The sequence below is a fragment of the Craurococcus roseus genome (assembly GCF_039523795.1).
Lineage (GTDB): Bacteria > Pseudomonadota > Alphaproteobacteria > Acetobacterales > Acetobacteraceae > Craurococcus > Craurococcus roseus.
In genome coordinates, this window is record NZ_BAAAFZ010000038.1 from 14,049 (window position 1) to 30,075 (window position 16,027).

General features: G+C 71.2%; 15 protein-coding genes. 12 read left to right on the top strand and 3 right to left on the bottom strand.

Annotated elements, in window-relative coordinates; translation table 11 throughout:
• On the top strand, window positions 1–787 hold a 787-nt coding region (locus ABD067_RS13455), incomplete at its 5' end, for a transposase (protein WP_408871554.1).
• Between the two features lie 95 nt (window positions 788–882).
• On the opposite strand, the gene ABD067_RS13460 is transcribed toward ABD067_RS13455, so the two are convergent.
• The gene (locus ABD067_RS13460; protein WP_343895820.1) at window positions 883–1,737 is read right to left on the bottom strand and encodes an NUDIX hydrolase; all 855 of its coding nucleotides are present in this window, start codon (window positions 1,735–1,737) and stop codon (window positions 883–885) included.
• A 97-nt stretch (window positions 1,738–1,834) separates the two neighbouring features.
• Between ABD067_RS13460 and ABD067_RS13465 the strand changes: the two genes are divergently transcribed.
• The 6 genes from ABD067_RS13465 to ABD067_RS13490 all read left to right on the top strand — a co-directional run bounded on the left by ABD067_RS13465 (window position 1,835) and on the right by ABD067_RS13490 (window position 7,516).
• On the top strand, window positions 1,835–3,709 hold the full coding sequence (locus tag ABD067_RS13465; RefSeq protein ID WP_343895821.1) for an ABCB family ABC transporter ATP-binding protein/permease: 1,875 nt from the start codon (window positions 1,835–1,837) through the stop codon (window positions 3,707–3,709).
• Between the two features lie 78 nt (window positions 3,710–3,787).
• Window positions 3,788–4,054, top strand: coding sequence for a hypothetical protein (locus ABD067_RS13470; RefSeq protein ID WP_343895822.1), 267 nt, complete (start codon window positions 3,788–3,790; stop codon window positions 4,052–4,054).
• Between the two features lie 116 nt (window positions 4,055–4,170).
• On the top strand, window positions 4,171–4,476 hold the full coding sequence (rpmB, locus tag ABD067_RS13475) for a 50S ribosomal protein L28 (RefSeq protein WP_343895823.1): 306 nt from the start codon (window positions 4,171–4,173) through the stop codon (window positions 4,474–4,476).
• A 100-nt stretch (window positions 4,477–4,576) separates the two neighbouring features.
• On the top strand, window positions 4,577–5,434 hold the full coding sequence (locus tag ABD067_RS13480; RefSeq protein ID WP_343895824.1) for an FAS1-like dehydratase domain-containing protein: 858 nt from the start codon (window positions 4,577–4,579) through the stop codon (window positions 5,432–5,434).
• Complete coding sequence (locus tag ABD067_RS13485) at window positions 5,431–6,639, top strand: CaiB/BaiF CoA transferase family protein (protein ID WP_343895825.1); 1,209 nt, start codon at window positions 5,431–5,433, stop codon at window positions 6,637–6,639. Before ABD067_RS13480 ends, ABD067_RS13485 begins: the two co-directional genes overlap by 4 nt.
• A gap of 10 nt (window positions 6,640–6,649) precedes the next feature.
• A complete protein-coding gene (locus ABD067_RS13490; RefSeq protein ID WP_343895826.1) occupies window positions 6,650–7,516 on the top strand; it encodes an HpcH/HpaI aldolase/citrate lyase family protein in 867 nt (288 codons plus the stop codon).
• Between the two features lie 22 nt (window positions 7,517–7,538).
• Here the strand turns inward: ABD067_RS13490 and ABD067_RS13495 are convergent, their stop codons facing one another.
• Both ABD067_RS13495 and serB read right to left on the bottom strand, forming a co-directional pair.
• Complete coding sequence (locus ABD067_RS13495) at window positions 7,539–8,639, bottom strand: hypothetical protein (protein WP_343895827.1); 1,101 nt, start codon at window positions 8,637–8,639, stop codon at window positions 7,539–7,541.
• A gap of 152 nt (window positions 8,640–8,791) precedes the next feature.
• Window positions 8,792–9,685, bottom strand: coding sequence for a phosphoserine phosphatase SerB (gene serB, locus ABD067_RS13500; RefSeq protein ID WP_343895828.1), 894 nt, complete (start codon window positions 9,683–9,685; stop codon window positions 8,792–8,794).
• Window positions 9,686–9,714: 29 nt separating this feature from the next.
• Here serB and miaA point away from each other — a divergent pair, with 29 nt between their 5' ends.
• From miaA to ABD067_RS13525, 5 genes are all read left to right on the top strand, one after another.
• Window positions 9,715–10,701 (top strand): tRNA (adenosine(37)-N6)-dimethylallyltransferase MiaA, encoded by a 987-nt coding sequence (gene miaA, locus ABD067_RS13505; RefSeq protein WP_343895829.1) that lies wholly within the window; start codon window positions 9,715–9,717, stop codon window positions 10,699–10,701.
• 95 nt (window positions 10,702–10,796) lie between these two features.
• Window positions 10,797–12,593: an acetolactate synthase 3 large subunit gene (locus ABD067_RS13510; protein WP_343895830.1), complete on the top strand. Its 1,797-nt coding sequence runs from the start codon at window positions 10,797–10,799 to the stop codon at window positions 12,591–12,593.
• Between the two features lie 4 nt (window positions 12,594–12,597).
• Complete coding sequence (gene ilvN / locus ABD067_RS13515) at window positions 12,598–13,116, top strand: acetolactate synthase small subunit (RefSeq protein WP_343895831.1); 519 nt, start codon at window positions 12,598–12,600, stop codon at window positions 13,114–13,116.
• Window positions 13,117–13,157: 41 nt separating this feature from the next.
• The gene (gene ilvC, locus ABD067_RS13520; protein ID WP_343895832.1) at window positions 13,158–14,174 is read left to right on the top strand and encodes a ketol-acid reductoisomerase; all 1,017 of its coding nucleotides are present in this window, start codon (window positions 13,158–13,160) and stop codon (window positions 14,172–14,174) included.
• A 251-nt stretch (window positions 14,175–14,425) separates the two neighbouring features.
• The gene (locus ABD067_RS13525) at window positions 14,426–16,024 is read left to right on the top strand and encodes a 2-isopropylmalate synthase (RefSeq protein ID WP_343895833.1); all 1,599 of its coding nucleotides are present in this window, start codon (window positions 14,426–14,428) and stop codon (window positions 16,022–16,024) included.
• Window positions 16,025–16,027: the final 3 nt, after the last annotated feature.

Below are 16,027 nucleotides of genomic sequence, written 5' to 3' on the forward strand. Positions count from 1 at the left end.
CGAACACGAGCGCATCCGCCAGCGCCGCACCGAGGAGCGCCGCCACCGCGACGCCGACCCCGCCGAACAAGCCGCCCGCGATGCCCTCCTCGCCCGCACCCGCGCCCAGGCCGCCGAAGCCCGCGAACGCCTCCGCCGCCGCCTCGCCGGCGGCAAGGTCCGCTACTCCCCCCACCGCCCCTGGGAACCGCTGTCCGACGACGAATGGGCCGCGCTCGCCCCCTTCGTCCTGCGCGCCGCCGCCGGCCCCGGCCGCCCGGTGCGCGACCCGCGCGGCCGGCTCGACGCGATCTTCTGGATGGCCGCGCACCTTCCCGGCCCCGGCTGGTCGCTCGCCCCCTGGCGGACGCTCCCGACCCGGTTCGGGAAGGCGGACACCGTCGCCCGCCAGTTCCGCCGCTGGGCGCAGGCTGGCCTCTGGACCAAGCTGCTCGAAGCCCTCGCCGACCCCGACCGCCCCGGCGGCGCCGTGCTCCGCCGCCTGGAGAGCTGGATCTGCCGCTCCTACCGGCGCGCGTGGCGCCTGCTCGGCGTCCGAGGCGTCGCGCTCGCCCGCCGCCTCGGCTTCCTGTCGGCGCTGCGCGGCCCGCCCTGGTACCTGCCCGACCCCGATTTGTCCGAAAGCATCAAAAGCAAACTCCGCCGCCTCCGCGATTGCCTCCGCGAGAAGGGCGAGGCGGCGATGCGCGCCATGCTGCCCTGCCCGGACTTCTTCCGCGCGGCCGGCAAGCTGCTCTGGACCGCCAGCGGCGGCCGCCGGATCAACCGCCACCTGGCCCCGCCGTGACGACGACGGCCGGCCCCGCCGCCCAGGCACCGGCCCGCGACCGCCCCGGGCGGGGACGCGCGCGGCGTGGACCGCCGGCGCGGCCGTCGCCGGATTCAAGGTCCGGGGTCGAGGCCCGCGCGCAGGCGCCTGCCTTCCTCGCTGCCCGGATCGACCAGCCCTTCGCGGAGGAAGAGGTCGATCAGCACGAGGTTGACGTTGAACTTCACGTCCGACGTGTCGCGCACCGCTTCGAGGACGCGCCCGGCCGGCCACAATTCGTAGCGCTCCACCTCGTCGTCGCCCGGAACCGGCGTGAAGTCCTCCGGCAACTCCAGGTCGAAGCAGTGCAAGACGTCGCGGCGGATGCCGGGGCCGTCCGACATGCGGTAGGACACCCGCGAGACCTGCCGCGCCCGCGCGGCGAGTTCGGGCGGCATGCTCGCCTCCTCGGCGGCCTCCTTGAGCAAGGTCTGCATGGGCGTCAGCCCCGCCGGGACGCCGCCGGCCACCAGGTTGTCGAGCTTGCCCGGCGCCACGCTCTTGTCCTTGGCCCGCCAGCCCACCCAGAGGTGCAGGCCGTCCGGGCGGCGGACGCGCCCGTTCACGTGGACGCCCTGCGAGATGACGCCGAGCGGCGACAAGGCGCCGCGGTCCAGCCGGGCCACTGCCTCGGAGTCCGGCGCGGCCCGCACGTCGAACGCCTCGTCGCGCCGCGAAACGACACCGGCCGCCGCGAGGTGCGCAACGACGTCTCCCAGCGCGCGGGAGCGCGCCTCGACGCCTTCGCCCGCAACGAGTTCCAGCCCGTCCCCGCCCTGCGCGTCGAAGGCGCCGCGGACGGATCGGAGCCTCCGCGCCATGTCCTCCGTCAGCCAACCCACCCGCGCGGAGCCGATGCGCCACGGCACGAGGCCGGCCAGGGAGGCCATGTCGTTGCAGGTTTCGATGTGGCGCCGCAAAGGAGGCATGAGGACCCTATTTCCGGCGCGCACCCGCCGCGCGGCGGCGCCCGGTTTGCCCAACGCCGGTTCGGGGCCATCTTTGCGGCGACCCCGGAGAATTCCTTTGAGCGACTCCAAGGCGGCCGAGCGCGGCCACCTCCAAACCCTCTTGACCCTCGCGCCTTGGCTCTGGCCCCCCGGCGAGCCGGCCCTGCGCGCCAGGGTGGTGATAGCCCTGCTGCTCATGGTGGCCGCGAAGGGCGCCAACGTGCTGGTCCCCATCGCCTACGCCCGCGCCGTGGACGCGCTGACGCCGAAGGAGGGCGCGGCCGCCATCGCCGCCGTGCCGATCGCCCTGGTGCTCGGCTACGGGCTGCTGCGCATCTCCTCCAGCGCCTTCTCGGAACTGCGCGACGCGGTGTTCGTGAAGGTGCAGGCGCGGGCGGCGCGGCGAATCGCGTTGCGCGTGTTCCAGCACCTCCACGCGCTGTCGCTCCGCTTCCACCTGGACCGGCAGACCGGCGGGCTGTCGCGCGTGCTGGAGCGGGGCACGCGGGGCATCACCTTCACCCTCGACTTCATGCTGTTCACGATCGTGCCGACGATCATCGAGATCCTGCTGGTGGCGGCGATCCTGTGGGGGATGTTCGACGTCACCTTCGCCCTGGCGACGCTCGGCACCATCGGCGTCTACATCGTCTTCACCCTGCTCTTCACCGATTGGCGGCTGCGGTTCCGGCGGGAGATGAACGCCACCGACCAGGACGCCAACACCAAGGCGATCGACAGCCTGCTGAACTACGAGACGGTGAAGTACTTCAACAACGAGGCGCACGAGGAGCGCCGGTACGACGGCTCGCTCGCGCGCTACGAGAAGGCTTACAGCCGCTCGGAAACGACGCTGAACCTCCTGAACGCCGGCCAAGCCTTCATCATCGCGGTCGGGCTGACCCTGGTGATGGTGCTGGCGGCGCGGGGCGTGGCCTCCGGGCGGATGACGGTGGGCGACTTCGTGCTGGTGAACACCTACCTCATCCAGCTCTACATGCCCCTCAACATCCTCGGCTTCGCCTACCGCGAGATCAAGCAGGGCCTCACGGACATGGAGGAGATGTTCCGCCTCATGCGCCAGCCGCGCGAGGTGGAGGACGCGCCGGGCGCGCCGGCCCTGCGCCCCGGGCCGGGCGAACTGGTGTTCGAGGACGTGCGCTTCGGCTACCGGCCCGACCGCGAGATCCTCAAGGGCGTGTCCTTCCGCGTCCCGCCCGGGCGGACGCTGGCCATCGTCGGGCCGACGGGGGCGGGCAAGTCCACCATCTCCAGGCTGCTGTTCCGCTTCTACGACGTGACCGACGGCGCCGTCCTGGTGGACGGCCAGGATGTCCGCGACGTGACCCAATCGTCCCTGCGCTCGGCCATCGGCGTGGTGCCGCAGGACACCGTGCTGTTCAACGACACCATCCGCTACAACATCGCCTACGGCCGGCCGGGCGCCACGGACGAGGAGGTGGTGGCCGCGGCCAAGCTCGCGCAGGTCCACGACTTCGTGGAGCGCCTGCCCGACGGCTACCGCACCATGGTCGGCGAGCGCGGCCTGAAGCTCTCGGGCGGCGAGAAGCAACGCGTCGCCATCGCCCGCACCATCCTCAAGGACCCCCGCATCCTGGTGCTGGACGAGGCCACCAGCGCGCTCGACACCCGGACGGAACAGGAGATCCAGGCGGCGCTGAACCGCGTTTCCGCCAACCGCACGACCCTGGTCATCGCGCACCGGCTCTCGACGGTGGTGGACGCCGACGAGATCATCGTCCTGCAGGACGGGACGGTGGTGGAGCGGGGGAACCACGGCGCCCTCATCGGCCAGGGAGGATTGTACGCCGGCATGTGGCAGCGGCAGGCGCAGGCGGTGGCGGCGGCGGAAGCGGCCGCCGCGGCGCAGGCGGCGGCCGACCTCGACAAGCCGCGGAGCGCGCGCGACATGGCCCGTGTTGCGCCTTGAGGTTGCGCGCCGCCGGCGCGGGGGTTTCACGCCCGCCCGCAAAGCCCCATCTGCTTCCCCGACAAGGAGGGAGGCCCGATGCAACTCGACCCCCAAGGCGTGGCGCCCGAGGATCTCAGCCACGCCGGTTCGATCGTGGACAAGGCCATCGAATACATGATGCAGCAGAAGGTCGCCCCGATATCGGCCGCCTCCGCCCTCCTGGGCGGCGCCCTCGGCTTGCTGGCCCGGACCATGGACGACCGGGCGATCGCGGCGGTGCTGCGGAACGCCCTCGTTTCGGTCGAGACCGGGGAGCTGCGGGAGATGCGGGACCACCTCCCGGGCGGACAGCAGGCCGGTTAGCGGGGCTGAACCTCCCGGAACGCTTGACTGCGCGGCGCGGGCCGGGCATAGCCGCGCCCTTCACAGCCACTCCGCGGGTGCCTGCCGCCCGTGCTCGCGTTCAGGGATTTGCGACCATGGCCCGCCGTTGCGGCATCACCGGGAAGGGCGTGCTGACGGGGAACAACGTCAGCCACGCCAACAACAAGACCCGCCGCCGCTTCCTGCCCAACCTGCAGGAAACCTCCTTCTTCTCGGACGTTCTGGCCGCGCCCGTGCGCCTGCGGCTTTCGACGAACGGCATCCGCACCATCGAGCACAACGGCGGGCTCGACGCGTTCCTGCTCGGCACGCCGGACCGCAAGCTGCCGGTCGAGGCGAAGGCGCTGAAGCGCCGGATCGCCAAGGCCCAGGCGAAGAAGGCCGGCGCCGCCGCCGCCTGACGACGAGGCGATCGGCGGGCTTCCCGGTCCGCCCGGTTGCTGTAGGCTGGCGGAACGGCGGCGCGGACGGGTCCCGCCGCCAAGGCTTGCGGGAGCCGCCATGCCGCCGGAGTTGACCCCCGAACTTGCGGCCTGGGTCGGCCGATCGCGCACGGTCGAGGAAGAGGTCGGCCTTTCGGCGGTCCGCCGGATCGCGTCCATGCTGGACCTCGATCCCGGCGCCTTCCGCCACGGCGACCCGTTGCCGCCGCACTGGTTCACCCTGTTCGTCGCCGAGACCGCGCGCCACTCCGACCTCGGCCCGGACGGCCATCCGAAGCCCGGCGTGTTCCTGCCGCCCATACCGCTGCCGCGCCGCATGGGCGCGGGGCGGCGCGTCCGCATCGCGGACTCGCTGCGGGTGGGCGACATCGCCACGCGGACCACGGAAGTCGCGGCCATCGTGCCGAAGCAGGCGCGGACCGGCCCGATCACCGTGCTGACCATGCGCCACACCATCCGCCGCGGAGAGGACTTGGTCGCGGTGGAGGAGTTCGACGCCATCTACCGCGAGGCCGTGGCGCCCGGCGAGCGGAGCGCGGTGGCGCCGTCGGTCCCGGCGCCGGCGGAGGCGGCGTGGCGGGAGGAGAAGCTCCTCGGTCCCGCCCTGGTCTTCCGCTACTCGGCCGTGACCTGGAACGCCCACCGCATCCACTACGACGCCGACTACGCCCGCGGCGAGGAAGGCTATCCGGCCGCGGTGCAGAACGGCGGCCTGACCATGCAGCTCCTGCTGGACGCGGCGACGCGCCGCTCGTCCGCTCGCCTTGCCGGCTTCTCCGCGCGCCTCACGCGGGCGCTGTACGTCGGCGACACCGTGGTTCTCGCGGGGAGTGCAGTAGCGGACGGGACGGCGAAAGCGTGGGCCGCCGACGGCGACGGCAACCTGTGCGGCGAAGTCGAGATGGAGTTCGCATGAGCTCGGGCGGCGGCGGCCCGCTGGCGGGCGTGCGGGTGGTGGACCTCACCAGCGTGGTGGTCGGCCCGGCCTGCACGCGCGCCTTGGCGGACCACGGCGCCGACGTCGTCAAGATCGAGGCGCCGGAGGGCGACCTGCTGCGCCACATCGCCAACGGCGCGCGTTCGCCGGGCATGTCCGGCAAGTTCATCAACTTCAACCGCAACAAGCGCTCGGCCGTGCTGGACATCAAGCGGCCGGAGGGGCGCGCGGCCCTGCTGCGCCTCATCGCGGGCGCGGACGTCTTCGTCAGCAACATCCGGCCGGCGGCGCTGGCGCGGGCGGGCCTCGACCACGCCTCGCTCGCCGAGGGCAACCCGCGCCTGGTCCACTGCTCCATCGTCGCCTTCGGCACGGACGGGCGCTACGCCAACCGGCCGGCCTACGACCCCATCATCCAGAGCCTGTCCGGCGTGGCGGCCACCTTCCACCGCGCGACCGGTGAGCCGCGCTTCGTGCCGATGGTGATGACCGACCACATCACCGGCTTGGTAGCGGCGCAGGCGATCGGCTTCGCCTTGTACCGGCGCGAGCGCACCGGGCGCGGCGAAGCGATCGAGGTGCCGATGTTCGAAACCATGGCCGCCTTCGTCGCGGCCGAGCACCTCGGCGCCGCGACCTTCGACCCGCCCGAGGGGCCGGCCGGCGACAACCGGCTGCTGAGCCCCGAATACCGCCCGCTGCCCACCGCCGACGGCTACATCACCGTGGCGCCGAACACGAACGCCCAGGCCTTCGCCTTCTTCAAGGCCATAGGCCGGCCGGAACTGCGCGACGACCCGCGCTTCGACTCGCCGGTGTCCCGCACGGCGAACGCGGTCGCCTACTTCGAGGTGCGCGTCGCCGGGCTGCGCCAACGCACCACGGCGGAGTGGCTGGAGACCTTCGCCGCGCTCGACGTGCCCGCGGCTCGGTACAACACCATCGAGGATCTGCTGACCGATCCGCACCTCGCCGACGCCGGCTTTTGGGAAAGCGAAGACCACCCGACCGAAGGTCTGCTGCGGCGCACTCGCGTCGCGGGCCGCTTCGGCGGCGGCATGCGGGACGAGGCGCTGCCCGCGCCGCGCATGGGGCAGCACACGCGGGAGGTGCTCGCCGAGGCCGGCTTCGGCGAGGCCGAGATCGCGCGGATGCTGGACAGCGGCGCCGCCCGCGCCCCTTAGGAGAGCTTCCATGCCGCCCAAGCAGCCCAATTGGCGCTCCCTCATGTTCGTCCCCACCACGGCCGAACGCTTCGTCGCCAAGGCGCACACCCGGGGCGCCGACGTGATCATCCTCGACCTGGAGGACTCGATCGCGCCCGCGGAGAAGCAGGCGGCGCGCGAGGCGCTGCCGGGCGCCGCGGCGACGGTGGGGCAGGGCGGGGCCGAGGTTTGCGTCCGCATCAACCGGCCGCTCGACTTGGCGGTGCGCGACATCGAGGCAGCGGTGATGCCCGGCGTCGCCGCGCTCATGCTGCCCAAGCTGATGGGGCCGGAGCACGTGCGGCTGCTGTCGGAGGCGGTGGGGGCGCGAGAGGCCGCGGTCGGCGTCGAGCCGGGCCGCACGCGCTTCGTCGGCCTTGTCGAGACTCCGCAGGCCCTGCCGCTCTTGGCGGAGATCGCCGCCGCGGACCCGCGCATGGCGGCGCTGGGCGTCGGTTCCGAGGACCTCTCCATGGAGCTGGAGGCCACGCCGGGCGCGGACCTGCTCTACCATTTCGGCATGATGGTGGTCGCGGCGGCGCGCGGGGCGGGCATCCTCCCGATGGGAGCGGTCGGCGCCTTCGCCGGCTTCGAAGATCTCGAGGGCTACCGCGCCGGGTTGCGCCGGTCGCGCCGGCTGGGCTTCGCCTGCGCCTCTTGCATCCACCCGTCGCAGGTGCCCGTGATCAACGAGGAGTACGGGCCCGCGCCGGAGGAGATCGACCGCGCGCGACGCCTCATCGCCGTCTTCGAGCGAGCGGTGGCCGAGGGCAGGGGCGCCGTCGCCTTCGAAGGCGCCATGATCGACCTCCCGGTGGTGGAGCGCGCGCGCAGGCTGCTGGCGCGCGCGCGGTAGGCGGGCATCGCCGCGCTGATCGTCAGGCGATCGGGCTCACTTCGGCGGAAGCCAGGGCCGCCGCGGCGGGCGCCCCGATTGGAACGCCGGTCGCGGGCGTCCACAGCGGCAGCCCGGCGTTGTCGTAGATGGCGTTGCCCTGCCCTGGCTGGTTGGTCGTCGCCAACCGTCCGTAGCCGTAGCCGTAGTAGAGCAGGCCATCGGTCGGCACGGCGCCCTGGAAGTCGATTTGCAGCGTGTCCGCGGAGAGCACCTGCACGCCGCTCGCGTACACGGGGCCGGAAGCGCCGCCCACCGCCCAGCCGAGCCCCGCGGTGGCTTCGGCGTCCAGCGGCGCGAAGCCGGACGCTTGGTCGTGGGCCACGCGGACCAGGAGCGTGTCGGCGTCCGCCGCCGTGGCGGCCACGACCTTGGGGCCGTCCGAGGCGATGTCGCCGCCCGCCAGGGCGACGGGCGAGCCGGGCTTCGCGAACTCGGCCCACTCCTCCGCGAGGGAGCGCGCCAATCGCTGGCCGATGACCGCCGCGTCCTGCGCCGAAATGTGGGAAAGGCCGTAGGTGTAGTCCGTCAGAGTGGTCTCGAACGGGAATTTGAACGTCATATCCACGTCGAGCGCCCTGGCGCCGACGTCGGCGTTGAAGCCCGGGTCGGCTTCGAGCTTCTCCATGGCAGCGCGGATGGTTTGCAGGGCGGTTTCGTTCGCGGTTGGAAACGGAATGGCGCTCACGAAAACGTAAGGGCTGCTCGCCGCGTCCATGCCGAGGGCGCCTCGGACCAGGGCCGCATCGGCGCGCACGGCGCTTTCCCATTCGGCGACCGTCAGGTTGGGGTAGTAGACGCCGTCGTATTCGTTGTGGAGCCAAACGATGGCCGTTTCAGCCGCCGGCCGGTTCTGCGACACGTTCCGCAGCAACGCTTGCTCGTACTGCTGCGGTTGCCACGCCCCGTTCGCGTCGCGCGCCACCCAGTCGCCGATGAACGCGGTTGCGCCGAAGATGGTGTTCTGGCCGGGCTGCCACCAGTCGTCCAAGAGCACGCGGTCGTTGACGCCGTCGAAGCCGAGCAGCCTCTGCACCTCGTCGAGCAAGGCCCGCGACCCGACGCTACCTTGGTCGTCGCTCACCAAAAGGAACGCGTTGGATTGCCCTCGTACGACAACGTTCAGATCCACAGTGTCTACCCCTTCTTCCGGTCACACGGCGTCGAAGCCGGCAGTTACAGAGGCCAAACGGGCGCGTGTCAAATTGTCACGGTGGTTTACAAAAACAGATAAAGTCACGCATGCGCGATGTCCTCTGCCCGGAAGCCTTGCGCGAAGAGCAGGGCCCGCAGATCCGCGTGCTCGACGCGGGCGCGCGCGGCGGAGGCGACGACCGGCTTGGCCCTGAACGCCACGCCGAGGCCGGCCGCTCGCACCATGTCGAGGTCGTTGGCGCCGTCGCCGACCGCGAGCGTGGCGGAGAGCGGCAGGCCGCGCCCGGCCGCGTTGCGCTTCAAAGCCGCGAGCTTGGCGTCGCGGTCCAGGATCGGCTCCGCCACGCGCCCGGTGAGCCTGCCGTCCTCGATCAGGAGCGTGTTCGACTGGTGGGCGTGGAAGCCCAGCCGCGCGGCGACCCGTTCGGTGAAGAAGGTGAAGCCCCCGGACACCAGGACGCAGCGCGCGCCGTGCGCCGACATGGTGGCCACGAGCTCGGCGGCGCCCGGCATGACGGCGGTGGCTTCCCAAGTTCGTTCGAGCGCGGACACCGGCAGGCCGGCGAGCAAAGCGACGCGTTCGGTGAGCGCCTGCCGGAAGTTCAGCTCCCCGGTCATGGCCCGCTCGGTGATGGACGCGACGCGCTCCTTCACCCCGGCGAAGCCGGCCAGTTCGTCGAGAGTTTCCGTGGTCACGACCGTGCTGTCCATGTCGGCGAGCAGCAGCTTCTTGCGGCGCCCTTCGGCCGACTGCGCGATGGCGTCCACCGCCGCGCCTTCCAGCGCGCGGCGGGCGGCGGAGTCGGCCTGCTCGGGCGCCAGCCCGTCGAACGGGATGTCGGCGGCCTCGTCGGGCGCCAGCCAGTCCGGGCTCCCGGCCCCCGCGCCGAGATTCTGGAGCGCGGCGCGGACGGCGGACACCGACTGCTTGGAAAGGGCGCCCTTAGGCGCGACCAGCGTGAGCACGTGCTGCATGCGGCCGGGACCATGCCGGGAGGCCGGGCGTGAAGCAACGCGGAGCGCAGCCGCCAACGCCGCCGCCCGCGCTGATCGTCGCCGGCCCGACCGCCAGCGGCAAATCTGCGCTGGCCCTCGCGCTCGCCCGGCGCCTCAACGGCGTGGTCATCAATGCCGACTCCATGCAGGTCTACCGCGAACTGCGCGTCCTGACCGCGCGCCCCACGCCGGACGAGGAGGCGCTGGCGCCGCACCGGCTTTACGGCGTGCGGCCGGCGGCCGAGCCGGCCGATGCGGCGTGGTGGCGGGAGCAAGCGCTCTTGGCGATGGACGATGCGTTCCGGGCGGGCAAGCTGCCCATACTCTGCGGCGGCACCGGCCTGTACTTCCTGTCCCTGACGCGCGGCTTGGCGGACGTGCCCGCGGTGCCGGCATGGGCGCGCGAGGAGGCGCGGGCGCAACTCGCCGCCTCGGGCGCCCCGGCGCTGCACGAGCGGCTGGCGCGCTTGGACCCGGCCACGGCGGCGACGCTCCGTTCGACCGACGGGCAACGCTTGGCCCGTGCGCTGGAAGTCGTGCTCGGCACCGGGCGCGGTCTCGCCGCGTGGCGGTCGGGCAGCGGCGACGGCGGCGCGGCGCCTTGGCGGCGGTGGGCCGTCCTGCTGCGGCCGCCGCGCGACGAACTCCGCCAAGTCGTCGCGGCCCGGTTCGACGCCATGCTGCGGAACGGCGCGCTCGACGAGGTCCGGGCCATGCTCGACCAGGGCCTCGACCCGGCGTTGCCGGCCATGCGGGCACACGGCGCACCGGAGCTCGCGGCCCACCTCGCCGGCCGCCTCGGCTTGCCGCAGGCCCGCGAAAAGACGATCGCCAACACCCGCCGGTACGTCAAGCGGCAAGACACTTGGTTTCGGCACCATCCCCTAGCGGAGCCCGACCGTGTGCGACACGTCGATGCGCGTTTCGGCGTTGATGAGCAATTTTCAGAACGATTCTTGGGCGAATTCTTGGCATTTGTTGAGCGGGGGCGTTGACGCGACGCAGCATCGGGCGTAGGTGTGCCACGCGAACCGCGATCGGGCCGTGTCGGCGTACCGGCGGCGCGCTTTCTTGCCCGGGAAGGCCCCCAATGTCAGCGACCTTGCAGTCCCCAGAAGCCCGCGTGATGTCGGGTGCCGAGATCGTGCTCCGGGCGTTGAAGGACCAGGGTGTCGAGGTCATTTTCGGATACCCGGGCGGCGCCGTCCTTCCGCTCTACGACGCCTTGTTCCAGCAGAATGCCATCCGCCACATCCTGGTCCGGCACGAGCAGGCGGCGGTCCACGCCGCCGAAGGCTACGCGCGCTCCACCGGCAAGGTGGGCGTGGTGCTGGTGACCTCGGGGCCGGGCGCCACGAACGCCGTGACGGGCTTGGTGGACGCTCTGATGGACAGCATCCCGATCGTCTGCCTCACCGGCCAGGTGCCGACCCACCTCATCGGCAACGACGCGTTCCAGGAAGCGGACACCACGGGCATCACGCGGCCGGCGACCAAGCACAACTATTTGGTCAAGGACATCTCCAAGCTCGCCGGGACGGTCCACGAGGCGTTCTACGTCGCGCGCTCCGGCCGGCCAGGCCCGATCGTCATCGACCTGCCGAAGGACATCCTGATCGGCAAGGGGAGCTACTCGGAGGCGCCGCAGGTGCCGCACCGCAGCTACCGGCCCCGGACCGAGCCCGACCCGTCCGCGATCCGCGACGCCGTCCGCCTGCTGCGGGGCGCGAAGCGGCCGGTGGTCTACGCCGGCGGCGGCGTCATCAACGCCGGGCCGGAGGCGAGCCGGCTGCTGACGGAGTTCGTGCGCCTGACGGGCTTTCCGTGCACGAACACTTTGATGGGCCTCGGCGCCTTCCCAGCGAGCGACCCGCGGTTCCTCGGCATGCTGGGGATGCACGGCACCTACGAGGCCAACCTGGCCATGCACGGGTGCGACGTGATGCTCAACATCGGCGCGCGCTTCGACGACCGCGTGACGGGGCGCCTCAACGCCTTCGCGCCGGGCTCCAAGAAGATCCACGCCGACATCGACCCGTCCTCGATCAACAAGAACGTCGCCGTGGACGTGGCGGTCGTGGGCGACGCCGGGCGCATCCTGGCTGCGCTGATCGAGTGCTGGCAGGCGGAGGAGGACGCACCGCAGCAGGACCGGGCGGCGGTCGCCGAATGGTGGAGGCGCATCGACGGCTGGCGCGCCAAGGACTGCCTCAGCTACCGGCAGGAAGGCCGCATCATCAAGCCCCAGCACGCGGTGAAGCGGCTGTACGAGATCACGCGCGAGGGCGGCCGCGACACCTTCATCACCACCGAGGTCGGCCAGCACCAGATGTGGGCGGCGCAGTATTTCGGCTTCGAGAAGCCCAACCGCTGGATGACCTCGGGCGGCCTCGGCACCATGGGCTACGGCCTGCCGGCGGCGATGGGCGTGCAGATCGCGCACCCGGACGCGCTGGTGATCGACATCGCCGGCGAGGCCAGCATCCTGATGAACATCCAGGAGATGGGGACGCTCGCGCAGTACCGCCTGCCGGTGAAGGTGTTCATCCTGAACAACGAGTACATGGGCATGGTGCGCCAGTGGCAGGAGCTGCTGCACGGCGGCCGCTACTCGGAAAGCTACTCGGCGGCGCTGCCCGACTTCGTCAAGCTCGCCGACAGCTTCCACGCCACCGGCCTCCGCGCGCAGACGATCGACGACCTCGACCGGGTGATCCGGGAGATGCTCGCCATCGACGGGCCGGTGATCGCCGACATCGCGGTGGACCAGGGCGAAAACTGCTTCCCGATGATTCCTTCGGGCGCCGCCCACAACGAGATGATCCTGGCGCCGGGGCAGGAGGGCGGCGTCGCCGGCGTCACCGACGAGGGCAAGGTCCTGGTCTGACGCCATGCCGGACGGGGAGGACATAGGCCAGCGCAGCGCCACGATCGCCGTGCTGGTGGACAACGAGGCGGGCATCCTGGCGCGCGTGGTCGGGCTGTTCTCCGGGCGCGGCTACAACATCGAGAGCCTGACGGTGGCGCCGGTGGACGAGGAGCGCCGGCAATCGCGCGTCACCATCGTCACCACCGGCACGGCCATGGTGATCGAGCAGATCAAGGCGCAGCTCGACCGGCTGGTGCCCGTCCACCGCATCGCCGACCTCAGCCTGGACGGGCCGCACATCTCGCGCGAGATGATGCTCATCAAGGTGGCCGGCGCCGGCGAACACCGCATGGAGGCGCTGCGGCTCGCCGACGCGTTCCGGGCGCGCGTGGTGGACGCCACGGCGGAGAGCCTCGTGTTCGAAATGACGGGCTCCGGCGAGAAGCTGGACGCCTTCGTGGCGCTGATGCGCCCGCTCGGCCTGAAAGAGATCTGCCGCACCGGCGTCTGCGCGGTGGCCAGGGGTCCGCGCGGCCTGTAGCCCTTTGGATTGAGCAACACCCGGGAGGAGGGAGCGCCACCATGCGCGTGTACTACGATCGCGACGCCGACGTGAACCTGATCAAAGGCCGCAAGGTGGCCGTCGTCGGCTTCGGCAGCCAGGGCCACGCCCACGCCATGAACCTCCGCGACTCCGGGGTGAAGGAGGTCGGCATCGGGCTCCGTCCGGGCGGCAGCGCGCAGAAGGCCGAGGCCGCGGGCTTCAAGGTGATGGGCCCGGCCGACGCGGCGAAGTGGGCCGACGTGGTCATGGTGCTGACCCCTGATGAGGGCCAGGGCGACCTGTACCGGGAGGCGCTCGGCCCGAACATGAAGCAGGGCGCCGCGCTGGCCTTCGCGCACGGGCTGAACGTCCATTTCAACCTGCTGGACCCGCGCCCGGACCTCGACGTGTTCATGATCGCCCCCAAGGGGCCTGGCCACACGGTCCGGAGCGAGTACCAGCGCGGCGGCGGCGTGCCGTGCCTCGTCGCGGTGGCGCAGAATCCTTCGGGGAACGCCTTGGAAATCGCCCTGAGCTACGCCTCGGCGATCGGCGGCGGCCGGGCCGGCGTCATCGAGACGACGTTCAAGGAGGAGTGCGAGACCGATCTGTTCGGCGAGCAGACCGTGCTGTGCGGCGGCTTGGTCGAACTCATCAAGGCGGGCTTCGAAACGCTGGTCGAGGCCGGTTATGCGCCCGAGATGGCCTACTTCGAGTGCCTCCACGAGGTGAAGCTGATCGTGGACCTGATCTACGAGGGCGGCATCGCCAACATGAACTACTCGATCAGCAACACGGCCGAGTACGGCGAGTACATCACCGGGCCGCGCATTATCACGGCCGAAACGAAAGCCGAGATGAAGCGGGTGCTCGACGACATCCAGACCGGCAAATTCGCGCGGGACTGGATGCTGGAGAACCGGGTCAACCAAGCGAGCTTCAAGGCGACGCGCCGGCGGTTGGCGGAGCACCCGATCGAAGAGGTCGGCGAGAAGCTCCGGGCCATGATGCCGTGGATCAAGCAGAACGCCTTGGTGGACAAGGCCAAGAACTGACCGGCTTGCGGCCTGCCGCCGCCTTGGATAGGCTCTTCTGGCCATGAGGACCGCTCGCTCCCTGGTGCGCCTTCCGCCGGCAAGCCCGATGGTTTGCCGGACGGGCACGCGCGCCGCGGGCCCTGTCGCCGTCGGACTCCTTCTTCGACTTAGGTGCGCCTAGGCCCAACGCCGGGGTGTCGGCCCCGCGTCGCCTAGGTGCGGAATGAGTCGGTTGAACGGCGGCGCAGCGGCGCCCGAGGAACGAACCCATGAGCATCCATCATCCGAGCTTCGGCAAGCTCGACGACCACCGCGTCATCATGTTCGACACCACCCTGCGGGACGGGGAGCAGTCGCCCGGCTTCTCCATGACCCTCGAGGAGAAGCTCCGCATGGCGGACGCCCTGCACGAGCTGGGCGTGGACGTGATCGAGGCCGGCTTCGCCATCGCCAGCCCGGGCGACTTCGAAAGCGTCCAGGCGATATCGAAGCGCTTCGGCAAGGACGGCCCGGTGATCGCCAGCCTGTCCCGCGCGGCGCCCGCGGACATCCTGCGTTCCGCCGAGGCGCTCAAGCCCGCCGCCCGCAAGCGCATCCACATCGTGCTCGCCACCTCGGACCTGCACATGCGCGTGAAGCTGCGGATGAGCCGCGAAGAGGTCTTGGAGCTGACGTCCAGCAGCGTCGCGCTCGCCCGCCAGCACGCCGAGGACGTGGAGTGGAGCGCCGAGGACGGCAGCCGGAGCGACCCGGACTTCCTGTGCCGCTGCGCCGAAGCCGCCATCCGCGCCGGGGCGACGACGATCAACATCCCCGACACCGTGGGCTACTCCATGCCCGAGGACATGGGGCGCATCTTCTCCGACCTGCGCGCGCGCGTGCCGGGCATCGAAGGGGTGGTGCTTTCCGCGCACAATCACAACGACCTGGGCATGGCCGTCGCCAACACCATCGCGGCGATCCGCGGCGGCGCCAGGCAGGTCGAGACCACCATCAACGGCATCGGGGAGCGGGCGGGCAACGCCAGCCTCGAAGAGGTGGCGATGGCCTTCCGCACGCGCCGGGACGCGCTGCCCTACCGCACCAACATCGAAACGCGGAACATCCTGCGGACCAGCCGCCTGCTCGCCACCATCACCGGCTTCGACGTGCAGCCGAACAAGGCCATCGTCGGCCGCAACGCCTTCGCGCACGAGTCCGGCATCCACCAGGACGGCGTGCTGAAGGACGCCTCCACCTACGAGATCATGACGCCGGAAAGCGTCGGCTGGACGAAGAGCTCGCTCGTCCTCGGCAAGCACTCGGGCCGCGCCGCCTTCCGCGACAAGCTGCGCGCGTTGGGCTACACGGTGGGCGACAACCAGTTGAACGACGCTTTCCGACGCTTCAAGGACCTCGCGGATCGGAAGAAGGTCGTCTACGACGAGGACATCGTTGCGCTCGTGGACGACGAGATCGTCCGCGACCACGACCGCATCAAGCTGGCCGCACTGACGGTGGCGACGGGCATGGGCGCGAAGCCCATGGCGAGCTTGACTTTGGAGGTCGATGGGGAGCGGCACGAGGGCATGGCCAGCGGCGATGGCGCGGTGGACGCGACCTTCGCCGCCATCCGGCAGGCTTGGCCTCACGAAGCGGCGCTGAAGCTCTACGCGGTCCAAAGCGTGACGGGCGGGACGGACGCCCAAGCCCGCGTCACTGTTCGCCTCGAGGAGAACGGGAAGATCGTGGACGGGCAGGGGGCCGACACCGACACCATCGTCGCGTCTGCCCGGGCTTACGTCCACAGCCTCAACAAGCTGCTCGTGAAGAGGCAAAGGACCGCGCCTGCCGAGTTCGCGGCGCCGGCTGGCACGATGGCGTCGTGACGC